Source organism: Albidovulum denitrificans (genome assembly GCF_002973535.1).
GTDB classification, from domain to species: domain Bacteria; phylum Pseudomonadota; class Alphaproteobacteria; order Rhodobacterales; family Rhodobacteraceae; genus Albidovulum; species Albidovulum denitrificans.
In genome coordinates this window covers 20,571-33,605 of sequence record NZ_PVEP01000011.1, presented here as the reverse complement: position 1 = coordinate 33,605, position 13,035 = coordinate 20,571, and the positions used below count along the sequence as shown (strand labels likewise).

The following is a 13,035-nucleotide window of genomic DNA, read 5'->3' as shown; positions in this document are numbered from 1 at the left end:
AAGGCGCGCCGCAACGAAGGGGGGCGGGATGACTCGCGGCACATCGCTGAACATTTCGGCCGGGGTGGCCTCGGTCACCGTGGCGCTGATCCTTGTTGCGCTGAAGCTCTGGGCGCTGGGGATGACCTCATCGCTGTCGGTCGCGGCCTCATTGGCCGACAGCGCGCTGGACCTGATGATGTCGCTTGGCGGGCTGATGGCGATCCTTTACGCCGCACGCCCGGCGGATGAGGATCACGCCTTCGGCCATACCTCTGTCGAGGATCTGGCGGCGCTGGCGCAATCGGTCTTTATCCTCGTCTCCGGCGGTGTGATCGCCTGGTCGGCGGTCCGTCGCCTGATGTCCGACGCGCCGACCGAGCTTGCTGCGCAGGGGCCGGGGATGGCGGTCATGGCGCTGTCCATCCTGCTCACGCTGGCGCTTGTCCTCTGGCAGCGCCGGGTGGCCACACGGACCGGCAATCGCGTGGTGGCGGCGGATTCGCTGCATTACATGTCCGACCTGATACCGAATATCGGTGCCATTGCCGCCTTGTGGATGTCGCGCCAGTTCGGGTTTGGCGCGGTGGACAATGTGGTGGCGCTGGCGACGGCGGCCATTCTGGTGGTCGGCTCGCTGAGGATCGGCAAGGGGGCGTGGGACGCGCTGATGGACCGGCGCGCCGATCCCGCGCTGATCGAGGGGATCGGCCGTATCGCCGCCGACTGGCCCGGCGTGCGGGGCTATCACGACCTGAAGACCCGCACCGCAGGCAGCATCGTCTTCGTGAACATCCATATCGAGCTGGACGGCGACCAAAGCCTGCGCGCCGCGCATGGCATCGGCGCGGGCCTGCGCCGCAAGATCATCGACACCTATCCGCAATGCGACGTGATCGTTCACAAGGACGTGGCGGGGGAGGCGTAGGAAAGGCCGACCCTTTCGGACCGGCCCCCATGGCCGTGCGCCTGCCTTGCCTCAGCCCTTCTGGATTTCCTTCAGCTTGTCGATGCCGATCATCTTCATCATCGCCTTTTCGTAATAGGGCTCGCTCGTCCCCTTCTTGACCTTGCGGATGAAGTATTTCTCGAACGCGATCTTGGCGAGGTGGACCCACTTGCCCGAGGACGCCCAGTTGACGTTGCGCGGCGGGATCTGCGGCTGGGCCACGAAGGCCACGCCGCTGTCGCCGAAATCGGCGAGACAGACCGCGTTCCAGGTGCCGACATTGTCCGGCTCTTGCCCGCGCAGCACCTGGCCTAGGTTATGGGCCGTCGCCGTCACCATGCTTTCGATCATGAAGCCGGTCTTCGGAACGCCGCAGGGCACCGGCGTCGGCCCCATCGGCGGGATTGCGACGCAGACCCCGATGGAGAAGATGTTGGGGAATTTCGGGTTACGCTGATGTTCGTCCACGATGGTGAAGCCGCGCGGGTTCACCAGCCCCTCGATCCCCATCACCGCCTCGACGCCACGGAAGGGCGGCAGCATCATCGAAAAGCCGAAGGGCAGGTCCTTTTCCGCCTTCACCGAGCCGTCTTCGTTGATCTCCTCGACGGTCATCTTGCCCTGCTCGACCTTCTTCACGCGGGTCGAGGTCATCCATTTGATGTGGTGGTTGCGCATCTCGGATTCGAGAAGCCCCTTGGTGTCGCCCACCCCGTCAAGGCCAAGATGGCCGATATAGGGTTCGGAGGTCACGAAGGTCATCGGCACCTTGTCGCGGATCTTGCGGCGGCGAAGCTCGGTGTCGAGGATGAAGAGGAACTCATAGGCAGGGCCGAAGCAGGACGCGCCCTGCACCGCGCCGACGACGATCGGGCCGGGGTTCTTGCAGAAGGCCTCGAACGCGGCATTGGCCTGAAGCGCGTGATCGACATGGCAGATGGATTGCGTATGCCCGCCATGCGGCCCCAGCCCCTCGATCTCGTCAAAGGCCAGTTCGGGGCCGGTCGCGATGATGAGGTAATCGTAGTCGAGAGAGGTCCCGTCGATCAGCTCAAGCCGGTTTTCCGCCGGGTGAACCTTTTGCGCCGCCGTGGTGCGGAACTCGATTTTCTTCTTCCGCATCGTGTCGGCAAGGTCGATGGTGATGTCCTCGGGTTTGCGCCAGCCGACGGCGATCCAGGGGTTCGAGGGGACGAAGTGATACTTCGTTTCCTTGGTGACGACCGTGATCCGGTCTTCCTTCCTGATCTGCTCGCTCAGCTCATAGGCCATGATGGAGCCACCCAGCCCCGCGCCCAGGATAACGATATGCGCCATAGAATCGGTCCTCCCGCCATGCGGCTTTCGTCTGTCCGCAATGGCATACATATAGCGTATTTCGAATGTGTGAATGACATAGATCAAGGGCAGATTGACGCATCTCTGCCATTTTGGCGGGCCGGAGCGCGAAAGGCCCCGCGCGTGGGCGGGGCCTTCTAGGGGGTGTTTTCCCGCGCTTAGGCGGCCTTGCGGCGGCGGCGCAGCGCGCCCAGCCCGGCAAGCCCGCCCAGCAGCATCACGCCCGCTGCGGGCACCGGCACCGGCGCGATATTGGTCAGAAGGTCCTGTGTCCCCGAGGCGGACAGGATCGTGACATTGCCGCCGGAGGTCCACTGGCCAGAGCCGATCAGGTTAAGCCAGCTTTGCGCCAGCGACTGCGTGCCGCTGCGGGCCGAGGTGATCCTGAACCCGCCCTGCGCCAGATCGAGGCTGCCGTTGGATTCGTTGGCGATTTCCCACGCCGCCATCTGGAACGCGGCCGCCGATTGCGATCCGGTCACGAGGGTGAAGGCGTTCGACATCAAAGCGCCCAGACGGTCCAGAACCGAGCTGCCCAGCGTCGTGCCGACGGTGTGATCCTTCGGCAGGGTCAGCGTCTCAAGCGGTTCAAGGCAGAAGGCGAGGAAATCCTGCACCGCGCCATTGGTGGAGGTGCCGGTCAGGCGGAACATGCCCGCCGCGGCCGACCGCCCGGTGCCGTTCAGCGTGTAGCTGGTGGACTGATACCAGCCGTTGCCACCGCTCGCATCGACGAAGGCGTTCGTCCCCTGTTTGGTGACGTTGATGGTTGCGGCGCTGGCGGGGGAGAGGGCGGTTACGGTCCCAAGGGCAAGGGCCGCGACCAAGATCTTAAAGGTCTTCATTTCTCATACTCCTATCACTGGTCAACCCGTCGGAAACGGACCTAACCCTTCCTTTTTCTTGCCGCAATTGTCGAAAAAGGCAGGTTGAGCCGTTTTCAGGATGACGTAGCGTCCGGTATTCGCGTCGGGGTTGTCGGCAGGGACAGGCAGGACGACTTTCCAGCGAAGATTGTCAGCTTAATCTGATGTAAAGGAACGAAAACGGCGCGACTTTACGTGGCCTGACGGGCGCGCTTGGTTATTCAGGCGCGCGGATTTTTCTGGCCGGTTCGCGGCGGCACTGTGTTTTGCGCGCGCCGCTGATCTCCAGGGGGCAACAATAAGGCAAAATCGCCACATTGTTGTCAAAATCCGCAGGGCCGATGAGGCAGCCCCACGCCCCAGGCACAAAAAAACCGGCCCGTTTCCGGGCCGGTTCGGAGGCGTCCGCTCAGCCTGGGCTTATTGCGGAATATCGCCGCTGATGCCCTCGACATAGAAGTTCATGCCCAGAAGATCGCCATCCGGCGCGGTCTGCCCCTCGGCCAGCCAGGGCGATCCGTCCTGCTTGTTGATCGGCCCGGTGAACGGGTGATAGGCGCCCGAGGCGATATCGTCGCGCAGCTTCTCGGCCTCGGCCTTGACCTCTGCCGGAACGGCTTCGGTGATCTCGCCGATCAGGACCTCACCGCCCTTGATCCCGGCCCAGACATCGGCCTGCTCATAGGTGCCATCCAGAAGCGCACCGACGCGGTCGATATAATAGGGACCCCAGTTGTCGATGATCGAGGTCACGCGCGGGCTCGGCTTGTATTCGGCCATGTCCGAGGCCTGACCGAACCCGATCACGGCGCCGTTCGATTTCGCCGCTTCGGCCAGGGGCGCGGTGGAATCGGTGTGGCTCGCGATCACGTCCACGCCCTGTTCGATCATCGCCTTGGCGGCGTCGGCCTCTTTCGCCGGATCGAACCAGGTATAGGCCCAGACGACGGTCAGTTCGACATCCGGGTTCACCTTCTTGGCGTTGAGGTAGTAGGCGTTGATCCCCATCACCACTTCGGGGATCGGGAACGATCCGATATAGCCGATCTTGTTCGACTTGGTCATGCGGCCCGCGATCAGCCCTTCCACCGCGCGGCCTTCGTAGAAGCGGGCGTTGTAGGTGGAGACGTTCGGGGCCTCGCGCTTGAAGCCGGTGGCGTGTTCGAACTTCACGTTCGGGAACTTCTTGGCGACGGCATTGGTCGCGTCCATGTAGCCGAAGGAGGTGGTGAAGATGATGTTGCAGCCCCCCAGCGCCATCTGGGTCAGCACCCGTTCGGCATCCGCCCCCTCAGGCACGCTTTCCTGATAGGTGGAGGCATCGACCTTGTCGCCGAACTTCTCGATCACCGCCAGACGGCCCTGATCGTGCTGATAGGTCCAGCCGCCATCGCCGATCGGGCCGACATAGACGAAGCAGGCCTTCACCTTGTCCATCCCCTCGGCCCAGGCGGTGCCGGACAGGGTCAGCCCCAGCGCCGTCGCGGCGGAGGCGAGCAATGTTCTTCTTTTCATACCGTACACTCCCGTTGGATGGGGCTTGTTGCCCCGGTTGATCTGCGCCTCAGCGTGAGGCGTGGAAATTCTGCCCGAGTGCCGCGGGGGCGTTCAGGCCCGCGCGGCCCTTGCCCGAGGACATGATGACCAGCACAAGGATGGTTATCAGATAGGGCGACATCGACAAGTACTCCACCGGAATGCGCGCGCCCGCTGCCTGAAGGTTCAGCTGCAAAACGGTGATGCCGCCGAACAGGTAGGCGCCGATCAGGACGCGCCAGGGCTTCCAGCTCGCGAAGACGACGATGGCCAGCGCGATCCAGCCCGCGCCCGCCGTGATCCCGTCGGTCCATTGCGGCACCCGGACAAGGCTGACATAGGCGCCGCCAAGCCCCGCCATCGCCGCGCCGAACAGGATCGCCAGCACCCGGATGCGGCGCACCTTGTAGCCCAGCGCATGGGCCGCGTCGTGGTTTTCGCCCACCGCCCGCAGGATCAGCCCCACGCGGCTGTATTTCAGCACCGCCCAGACCCCCGCCACGATCAGGATGGAGACATAGACCATCGCGTCATGGGACAGGAAGGCGCGGCCGATGAACGGGATGTCCTCCAGCGGCCCCAGCGGCACATCGGCCATCGCGGGCGGCTTGATGCCGTTATACCCCTGACCCATCAGGCTGGAGAGCCCCAGCCCGAAAAGCGTCATCGCAAGGCCCGTCGCGACCTGATTGGCCAGAAAGACCTGCGTCAGCAGCGCGAAGATCAGGCTGATCGCCATGGCCCCCGCCGCGCCGCCGAGAAAGCCCGCCCATGGACTGCCGGTATGGACGGCGGTGATGAATCCGCAGACCGCGCCCATGATCATCATCCCCTCGACGCCAAGGTTCAGGACGCCCGCCTTCTCCACCACCAGCTCGCCGATCGCCGCCAGCATGATCGGTACCGACGCCACCATGAGAGAGGCGATAAGGACCGCCGGGTTGATGCCGTAGAAATCCATCACCTCACCTCCCGTGCGGCACCGGCCAGCCGGATGCGGTAGTTCGACAAGAGATCCACGGCGAGCAGGAAGAAGAGAAGCATACCCTGAAACACCCGGATCGCCGAGGAAGGCAGGCCGAGATTGGTCGCCGCCATCTCACCCCCCACATAGGTCAGCGCCATCAGAAGCGCCGCCAGCAAGATGCCGAACGGGTTCAGCCGCCCGAGGAAGGCCACGATGATCGCGGTAAAGCCATAGCCGACGTTGAAGTCGATGGAGATCTGGCCCGCCGGTCCCGTCACCTCGAAAAGCCCCGCCAGCCCGGCCAGCGCGCCCGACATCCCCATGCAGAGCATGACCAGCCGGTCGGCACTGACGCCGGCGAAACGCGCCGCACGCGGCGCCTGTCCGGCCAGCTTGATCTGGTAGCCAAGAAGGTGGCGTTGCAAGAGGACATAGGCCCAGATCACCGCGATCAGCGCCGCGACCACGCCCCAGTGCAGGCCGGTCCCCGCGATCAGCTCCGGGTTGCCCGCCGCCGCATATGAGGAAAAGCTGCGGCTGCCGGGAAAGCCCATGCCTTCCGGGTTGCGCAAAAAGCCGGTCGCGGCCTTGGACAGGATCGTTTCGGCCACATAGACCAGCATCAGCGAGACGAGGATTTCATTGGTGTTGAACTTCGTCCGCAAGAGCGCCGGGATCATCGCCCAGACCCAGCCGCCGAAAGCCCCGCCAAGGATCATCAAGGGAAAGATCCAGCGGCTTTCGGTCGGGTAGACGGCCAGCCCGATGGCCGCGCCCGTGATGGCGCCGATGATGTATTGCCCCTCTGCCCCGATGTTCCAGATCCCCGCCCGGAAGCCCAGCGCAAGGCCCACCGCGATCAGCGTCAGGGGCGCGGCCTTCACCAGCAATTGCCCCCGCAGATACCGCGCGAACTCACCAAAAAGCGGGTCCCAGAAGATCGTCCTGACGACCGCGAACGGGTCCTTGCCGAGCGCGGCGAAGAGAAGCCCGCCCGCCACCATGGTCAGCGCGACCGCCAGGAACGGTGTTCCCCAGGCCCAGGCCTTTGACGGGGTGGGGCGCTTTTCAAGCGTGAACATGGGACACCTCCGCCTGATGCATGCCATGCGCACCGCCCAGCATCAGCCCGATCTGGTCGATGGTCAGGCCCTGTGTCGGCACCGGCTCGGACAGGCGCCCTTCGTTCAGCGCGGCGAAGCGGTCGGCGATCTCCATGATCTCGTCGATGTCCTGGCTGATGACGACAACCGCCGCCCCCGCCTCGGCGCGGTTCAGAAGCGCCTGCCGGATAAAGGCCGCCGCCGCCGCGTCCACGCCCCATGTCGGCTGGTTGACGACGATGACCTCCGGTTCCTGCATGATCTCGCGGCCAAGGACGAATTTCTGAAGGTTGCCGCCCGAAAGCGCGCGGGCCGCCGTGCCGATGCCGGGGGTGCGCACGTCGAATGTCCTGACCACATCCTCGGCGAAGTCGCGCGTCCTGGCCCAGTCGATGAAGCCCCGCTTCGTCAACCCGCGCCGCACGGCGCCCGACAGAAGCGCGTTCTCCGTCAGGCTCATGTCCGGGGCGGCGGCATGGCCCAGCCGCTCCTCGGGGGCCGCGCAGATGCCATCGCGCCGCCGGTCGTTCGGCCCGCTGTCGCCGATCCCGCGCCCATGGATCTGCACCGTGTCGCGGGGCGTGCGAAGTTCGCCCGACAGCGCCAGCAGCAATTCATCCTGCCCGTTGCCCGCGACACCGCCGATACCCAGAACCTCACCCTGCCGGACCTCGAAATTCACCCCTTTCAGGCTGGTCCCGAAGGCCGAGGGCGAGGCGACGGAAAGCTCTTGTACCTTCAGCGCGACCGGCCCCGGCTCCTTCCCCGCCCGCTTCGGCACGTTCAGCGTTGCGCCGACCATCATCTCTGCCATCTCGCGCGCCGATTTTTCGCGCGGGGTGCAGGTGCCGACCACCTTGCCCCGGCGCAGGATCGTCGCCTCATCGCAGAGCGCCTTTATCTCCTCAAGCTTGTGGCTGATGTAGAGGATCGAGGTCCCCTCGGCGGCCAACTGCCGCAGCGTGCCGAACAGGATGTCCACCTCCTGCGGGGTCAGAACGCTTGTCGGTTCGTCCATGATGAGAAGTTTCGGGTCCTGCAACAGGCAGCGAATGATTTCCACCCGCTGCCGTTCCCCCGCCGACAGGTCCCCCACCAGCCGGGCAGGGTCAAGCGGCAGGCCATAGCCTTCCGACACCTCCCGGATACGCCCCTCAAGCGCCCGCATCGGGGGCGGATTGTCCATGCCAAGGGCCACGTTCTCGGCCACGTTCAGCGCGTCGAAAAGGCTGAAATGCTGAAACACCATCGCCACGCCCGCCGCCCGTGCCGCGCGTGGCTCGGGCGGGGCATAGGGCTGACCGCGCAGCGTCATCCGCCCCTCATCGGGCTTCACGAGGCCGTAGATCATCTTGACCAGCGTGGACTTGCCCGCGCCGTTTTCGCCCAGAAGCGCATGAACCTCGCCCGCGCCGATGGAAAACGACACGCCGTCATTGGCCTTCACGCCGGGATAGGTCTTGCTGATCCCCTCAAGGCCCAGCAGCACGTCCCTCGCCATTGTGTCCACTCCCCGTTTCGGTCTTGTTGTTTTGTGTCGTCAGTACGTCGCAGGCGACCCCGACCGCAATCGCCTGCGGATGCTTTCCCAGCCCCTTTTGCCCGATCGGGCAGCGGATGCGCGAAATTTGTGCGGGCGGATGGCCAAGGGATGCCAGCCGCGACCGGAACCGCGCCCATTTGGTGTCCGACCCGATCAGACCAAGCTGCGCGAAGCCATGGCCCAGCAGGCGGTGGCACAGTTCAAGGTCAAGCGCGTGGCTGAAAGTCAGGACCAGATGCTCCGCCCCGCGCGGGGCTTCCGCCACCAGATCGGCGGGGTTGGCCACGATCCTTTGGGTAACGCCCTGCGGTACCTCGGGAAAGCGCGCGGCATCGGTGTCGATCCATGTCAGGTGCAGGCCGGGCAGGGGGGACAAAACCGCCACCAGCGCCCGCCCCACATGCCCCGCGCCCCAGATCCAGATCTCGCGCGCCGGGGTGGCGACCGGCTCGATCATCCAGCCCTGTAGCGCTTCCGCGATAACGGGCCGCGTCCCGTTCCGCGCTGCCCGAAGCCGGTTCGCAACCTTCAGCGGCATCGCGGCCCCGGCGCCCGGCATCGGCCGCGCCACGATATCGCCGAGCCCCGCCAGCCGCGCCGCGTCCCAGACCTCGGACAGCAGTACCACCGCCCCGCCGCAGCACTGGTTCAACGCCGGCCCAAGCGGCACCCTGTCCAGCCGGTCCGCGCCCGTGGCCAGCATCGCCCGCGCCCGTGCCGCTGCCTCATATTCCAGCGCGCCGCCGCCGATCGTGCCGTCCTGCCCCCCGGCCCAGACCACCATCGCAGCGCCCACCTCGCGCGGGGCCGATCCGGCGGTCCCGGCCAGCACGACGCGGACCACCGCGCCATGCGCCGCCACCAGCCGTCCCAGGCCCTCGCGGTCGAAACTCATGCGGCCCCCCTTGCGCGCTTCACGGCGGCCAGAACCGCCTCGGCTGTCGCGGGCGCCTGAAGGTCCGGGAAATGCGGTCCGCAGGCGGCGCAGGCCGCGCCCAGCGCCGAAAAGACCGAAATCCCGTGCATGAAGGGCGGCTCTCCCACGGCCTTCGAGCGATAGATCGTCTCCTCCCGGTTCTCGCCATCCCACAGCGTCACGTTGAAGATGCGCGGCCGGTCCGAACAGGCCGGGATCTTGTAGGTCGATGGCGCATGGGTCCTGAGCCGCCCCCTGTCGTCCCAGACCAGTTCCTCCGTCGTCAGCCAGCCCGCGCCCTGCACGAAACCGCCCTCGATCTGGCCGATGTCGATGGCCGGGTTCAGCGAGGCGCCGCAATCATGCAGGATATCGGTGCGCAGGATGCGGTTTTCCCCGGTCAGCGTGTCGATCACCACCTCGCTCACCGCCGCGCCATAGGCGAAGTAGTAAAACGCCCGCCCGCGCCCCGCCTTGCGGTCCCAACTGACCTTCGGCGTGGCGTAAAACCCGGTCGAGGACAGGCTCACCCGCCCCTCATAGCAACGCGCTACCGCCTCGGCAAAGCCGATCTCATCGCCGCCGACAAAGACCCGGCCATTCTCGAAATGCACCTTGGCGGGGATCGTCTGATGCTCGCGCGCCAGAAATTCCGCCATCCGCCCCCGGATCGTGTCGCAGGCGGCCTTCACCGCCATCCCGTTCAGGTCCGACCCGGAGGAGGCCGCCGTGGCCGAGGTGTTCGGCACCTTGCCGGTATCCGTGGCCGTGATCGCCACCGTCGCAATGTCCACCCCGAAGGAGGACGCCGCCACCTGCGCCACCTTGCGGAACAGTCCCTGTCCCATCTCGGTCCCGCCGTGGTTCAGGTGGATGGAGCCATCCTGATAGACATGGACCAGCGCACCGGCCTGGTTCAAATGCGTCAGCGTGAAGGAAATGCCGAACTTCACCGGCGTCAGCGCGATACCCTTCTTCAGGATCGCATTCCCCGCATTCCACGTCGCCACCGCCGCCTTCCGCGCGGCGAAATCGCTCGCCGCCTCCAGCCGGTCGGTGATCGCGTGCAGGATGAAATCCTCGACCTCCATGTGATAGGGCGTCGTCTGCTTCTTCGTTGTCGAAATACTCTGGGGGTCCGGGGGCGACGCCCCCGGCGCCTCGGCATAGTAATTCGCCCGCCTGAGCGCGAGCGGATCAAGCCCCAGCTCATGCGCGATGTGATCCATCGCGCGTTCGATCCCCAGCATCCCCTGCGGCCCGCCAAAGCCGCGATAGGCGGTGGCGGACTGGGTGTTGGTCTTCAGCCGGTGGCTCTCGATCCGCACGTTTTCCAGAAGATAGGCATTGTCCGCATGCAGCATCGCCCGGTCCGCGACCGGCAGCGACAGGTCCTGGCTCCAGCCGCAGCGCACGAGGTGGCGGAAGCTGATACCAAGGATGCGGCCCGTCTCATCGACCCCCGCGCGGTATTCGATACGGAAATCGTGACGCTTGCCGGTGATGACCATGTCGTCGTCGCGGTCATAGCGCATCTTGGCGGGCCGCCCCGTCAGATGCGCCACCAGCCCGCAGGACACGGCCAGCGCATTGCCCTGGCTTTCCTTGCCACCGAACCCGCCGCCCATGCGGCGGCATTCGACCCGGACCGCGTTCATCGAAAGCCCAAGCGCCTCGGCCACCTTGTGCTGGATCTCGGTCGGGTGCTGGGTGGAGGATTGCACCACCACGCCCCCCTCGGCGGGAAGCGCGAAGGCGGCCTGACCCTCCAGATAGAAATGCTCCTGCCCGCCCATGTCGAAGCGCCCTTCGATCACATGCGGCGCGGCGGCGATGGCGGCCTCTGCCGCGCCCTTCTCCCAGATCACCGGCCCGTCTTCGAAACGGCTGTCGGCTGCAAGCGCCTGATCGACGGTCAGGATCGCGGGCCGTTCGCGGTAGTCGATCCTGCCCAGCCGGGCGGCCTTGCGCGCCTGAAGATGGCTTTCCGCGATGACGAGGAAGACCGGCTGGCCGACGTAATGCACCGTCCCCGTGGCCAGCATCGGTTCATCATGGACGGAGGGGGACACATCATTGGCGAAGGGCAGGTCTTCGGCGGTCCAGACCGCGACCACACCCGGCGCGGCGCGCACCGCCGACAGGTCCATCGACGCAATCTCCCCATGCGCGACGGTCGCGAGGCCGAAGGCAAGGTGCAGCGTATTCGCGGGCAGCGGCACGTCGTCGATATAGCGCGCCCGGCCCGAAACGTGCAGCGGGCCGGAATCATGCGGCAGGGGCTTTGCGACGCTCATGGCGTGACCTCCAGAACCGACACCGCCTGTCCCTCGCGTTCATGGAAATAGCGGATCAGCATGTTTTGCGCCGCCTCAAGCCGGTAGGTCGCCGAGGCGCGCATATCCGTCATCGGCGCGAAATCCGACGCAAAGGCGGGCAGGGCGGCGGTCACCGTCGCAAGCGTCCAGTCGCGGCCAACCAGCGCCGCCTCGACGGCCGCCGCGCGTTTCGGGATGCCCGCCATGCCGCCAAAGGCGATGCGGGCATTTGCGATCTTGCCACCTTCCACGCCGATCGCGAAGCATCCGCAGACGGCGGAAATGTCCTGATCAAACCTTTTCGACAGCTTATGGCAGGCAAGACCGGCGGCAGAGGCCGGGATCGTCACCGCCTCGACAAACTCCCCCTTTGCGCGGTCCTGCTTGCCGTAGTCGAGGAAGAAATCCTCAAGCGGTATATCCCGCCGCGTCTCGCCTTTGCGCAGATGCAGCACCGCCCCCATCGCGATCAGCGCGGGCGGCGTGTCGCCGATGGGCGACCCGTTGGCGATGTTGCCGCCGATGGTCGCCGCCTGCCGCACCTGTTCCGAGGCGAAGCGGCGCAGCAGTTCGGCGAAGGCGGGATGCGTCCCTGCCACCGCCTTGCGCAAAGCCGCGATGGTCACGCCCGCGCCGATGCGCAGCCTGTCGCCGTCCCGTTCGATCTTCTGCAAATCCGCGCAGGCGTGCAGGAAGGCGACCTTGGGCAGGTCGCGAAGCTGCTTGGTCACCCAAAGCCCGACATCCGTCGCACCCGCGATCAGCGTGGCATCGGGATGCGCGGCGTACCACGCTGCCAGTTCATCCGACGAGGTCGGCGCGAATGGCGCCGCGCCCACCTCGGGCAGCGCCCCGGCCATCCAGCCGGGCGCCTCTGTCCCCGCCACCGTCTCCGCCGCGCGCACGATCGGCGCATAGCCGGTGCAACGGCAAAGGTTGCCCGCCAGATAATCGTCGTGATCCGTGGCGCCGTTCACCTGTGCCGCCGCCATCGACATGACGAAACCCGGTGTGCAGAAGCCGCACTGGCTGCCGTGGTGGTCCACCATCGCCGCCTGAACCGGGTGCATTTCGCCTTTCGGGCCGCTCAGCCCCTCGACCGTGCGCACCGCGCGCCCGTGAAGCTGCGGCAGGAAAAGGATGCAGGCGTTCAGCGCCCGCGTTCCGCCCGCGTCCGTCACCATGACAGTGCAGGCGCCGCAGTCGCCCTCATTGCAGCCTTCCTTGGTGCCGGTCAGGCCGCGATCCTCGCGCAGCCATTGCAACAGCGTCCGCGTCGGGTCGTCACCTGACACGCGGACCGGCGTTCCGTTCAACAGAAACGCGATGTCGTTCATCAACTGAACCCGCCGCCTTCTCCTCATATGGCCCTGCGCGCCCGCCCGATGCGGCGTAAAGCGGGATCGCGCGCCATCTCCCTTGCGGTATGAAGCGCCAGAAGCCCCCCGCATGGCAAGCGTTACCTTTCAGGCGGATGCTGAAAGTGCTTCGCAAATGGTACGAAAATAGGCAGTTCTGCG

Annotated in this window: 10 protein-coding genes; 1 reads left to right on the top strand and 9 read right to left on the bottom strand. The window is 65.9% G+C overall.

Annotation, left to right across the window (positions count from 1 at the left end; all coding sequences use genetic code 11):
- Window positions 1–28: 28 nt before the first annotated feature.
- Window positions 29–907: a cation diffusion facilitator family transporter gene (locus LX70_RS17980; RefSeq protein WP_105516178.1), complete on the top strand. Its 879-nt coding sequence runs from the start codon at window positions 29–31 to the stop codon at window positions 905–907.
- 51 nt (window positions 908–958) lie between these two features.
- On the opposite strand, the gene LX70_RS17975 is transcribed toward LX70_RS17980, so the two are convergent.
- The 9 genes from LX70_RS17975 to LX70_RS17935 all read right to left on the bottom strand — a co-directional run bounded on the left by LX70_RS17975 (window position 959) and on the right by LX70_RS17935 (window position 12,852).
- The gene (locus LX70_RS17975; RefSeq protein ID WP_105516177.1) at window positions 959–2,245 is read right to left on the bottom strand and encodes an NAD(P)/FAD-dependent oxidoreductase; all 1,287 of its coding nucleotides are present in this window, start codon (window positions 2,243–2,245) and stop codon (window positions 959–961) included.
- A gap of 179 nt (window positions 2,246–2,424) precedes the next feature.
- A complete protein-coding gene (locus LX70_RS17970) occupies window positions 2,425–3,111 on the bottom strand; it encodes a VPLPA-CTERM sorting domain-containing protein (RefSeq protein WP_105516176.1) in 687 nt (228 codons plus the stop codon).
- A gap of 441 nt (window positions 3,112–3,552) precedes the next feature.
- Window positions 3,553–4,647 (bottom strand): BMP family ABC transporter substrate-binding protein, encoded by a 1,095-nt coding sequence (locus LX70_RS17965; RefSeq protein WP_105516175.1) that lies wholly within the window; start codon window positions 4,645–4,647, stop codon window positions 3,553–3,555.
- A 49-nt stretch (window positions 4,648–4,696) separates the two neighbouring features.
- Window positions 4,697–5,629, bottom strand: coding sequence for an ABC transporter permease (locus LX70_RS17960; protein ID WP_105516174.1), 933 nt, complete (start codon window positions 5,627–5,629; stop codon window positions 4,697–4,699).
- Window positions 5,629–6,717, bottom strand: coding sequence for an ABC transporter permease (locus LX70_RS17955; RefSeq protein WP_105516173.1), 1,089 nt, complete (start codon window positions 6,715–6,717; stop codon window positions 5,629–5,631). The genes LX70_RS17960 and LX70_RS17955 overlap by 1 nt, the downstream gene beginning before the upstream one ends.
- Window positions 6,704–8,239 carry an ABC transporter ATP-binding protein gene (locus LX70_RS17950; RefSeq protein WP_105516172.1) on the bottom strand — a complete coding sequence of 512 codons (1,536 nt, stop codon included), beginning with the start codon at window positions 8,237–8,239 and terminating at the stop codon, window positions 6,704–6,706. The genes LX70_RS17955 and LX70_RS17950 overlap by 14 nt, the downstream gene beginning before the upstream one ends.
- Window positions 8,211–9,176 carry a xanthine dehydrogenase accessory protein XdhC gene (gene xdhC, locus LX70_RS17945; protein ID WP_105516171.1) on the bottom strand — a complete coding sequence of 322 codons (966 nt, stop codon included), beginning with the start codon at window positions 9,174–9,176 and terminating at the stop codon, window positions 8,211–8,213. The genes LX70_RS17950 and xdhC overlap by 29 nt, the downstream gene beginning before the upstream one ends.
- Complete coding sequence (xdhB, locus tag LX70_RS17940; RefSeq protein ID WP_105516170.1) at window positions 9,173–11,494, bottom strand: xanthine dehydrogenase molybdopterin binding subunit; 2,322 nt, start codon at window positions 11,492–11,494, stop codon at window positions 9,173–9,175. Before xdhB ends, xdhC begins: the two co-directional genes overlap by 4 nt.
- Window positions 11,491–12,852 carry a xanthine dehydrogenase small subunit gene (locus LX70_RS17935; RefSeq protein WP_105516169.1) on the bottom strand — a complete coding sequence of 454 codons (1,362 nt, stop codon included), beginning with the start codon at window positions 12,850–12,852 and terminating at the stop codon, window positions 11,491–11,493. The genes xdhB and LX70_RS17935 overlap by 4 nt, the downstream gene beginning before the upstream one ends.
- Window positions 12,853–13,035 lie beyond the last annotated feature (183 nt).

Bases quoted from the DNA above. Each gene is read 5' to 3' on its own strand.
- LX70_RS17980 (WP_105516178.1), top strand. From the start codon at position 29: ATGACTCGCGGCACATCGCTGAACATTTCGGCCGGGGTGGCCTCGGTC.
- LX70_RS17975 (WP_105516177.1), bottom strand. From the start codon at position 2,245: ATGGCGCATATCGTTATCCTGGGCGCGGGGCTGGGTGGCTCCATCATG.
- LX70_RS17970 (WP_105516176.1), bottom strand. From the start codon at position 3,111: ATGAAGACCTTTAAGATCTTGGTCGCGGCCCTTGCCCTTGGGACCGTA.
- LX70_RS17965 (WP_105516175.1), bottom strand. From the start codon at position 4,647: ATGAAAAGAAGAACATTGCTCGCCTCCGCCGCGACGGCGCTGGGGCTG.
- LX70_RS17960 (WP_105516174.1), bottom strand. From the start codon at position 5,629: ATGGATTTCTACGGCATCAACCCGGCGGTCCTTATCGCCTCTCTCATG.
- LX70_RS17955 (WP_105516173.1), bottom strand. From the start codon at position 6,717: ATGTTCACGCTTGAAAAGCGCCCCACCCCGTCAAAGGCCTGGGCCTGG.
- LX70_RS17950 (WP_105516172.1), bottom strand. From the start codon at position 8,239: ATGGCGAGGGACGTGCTGCTGGGCCTTGAGGGGATCAGCAAGACCTAT.
- xdhC (WP_105516171.1), bottom strand. From the start codon at position 9,176: ATGAGTTTCGACCGCGAGGGCCTGGGACGGCTGGTGGCGGCGCATGGC.
- xdhB (WP_105516170.1), bottom strand. From the start codon at position 11,494: ATGAGCGTCGCAAAGCCCCTGCCGCATGATTCCGGCCCGCTGCACGTT.
- LX70_RS17935 (WP_105516169.1), bottom strand. From the start codon at position 12,852: ATGAACGACATCGCGTTTCTGTTGAACGGAACGCCGGTCCGCGTGTCA.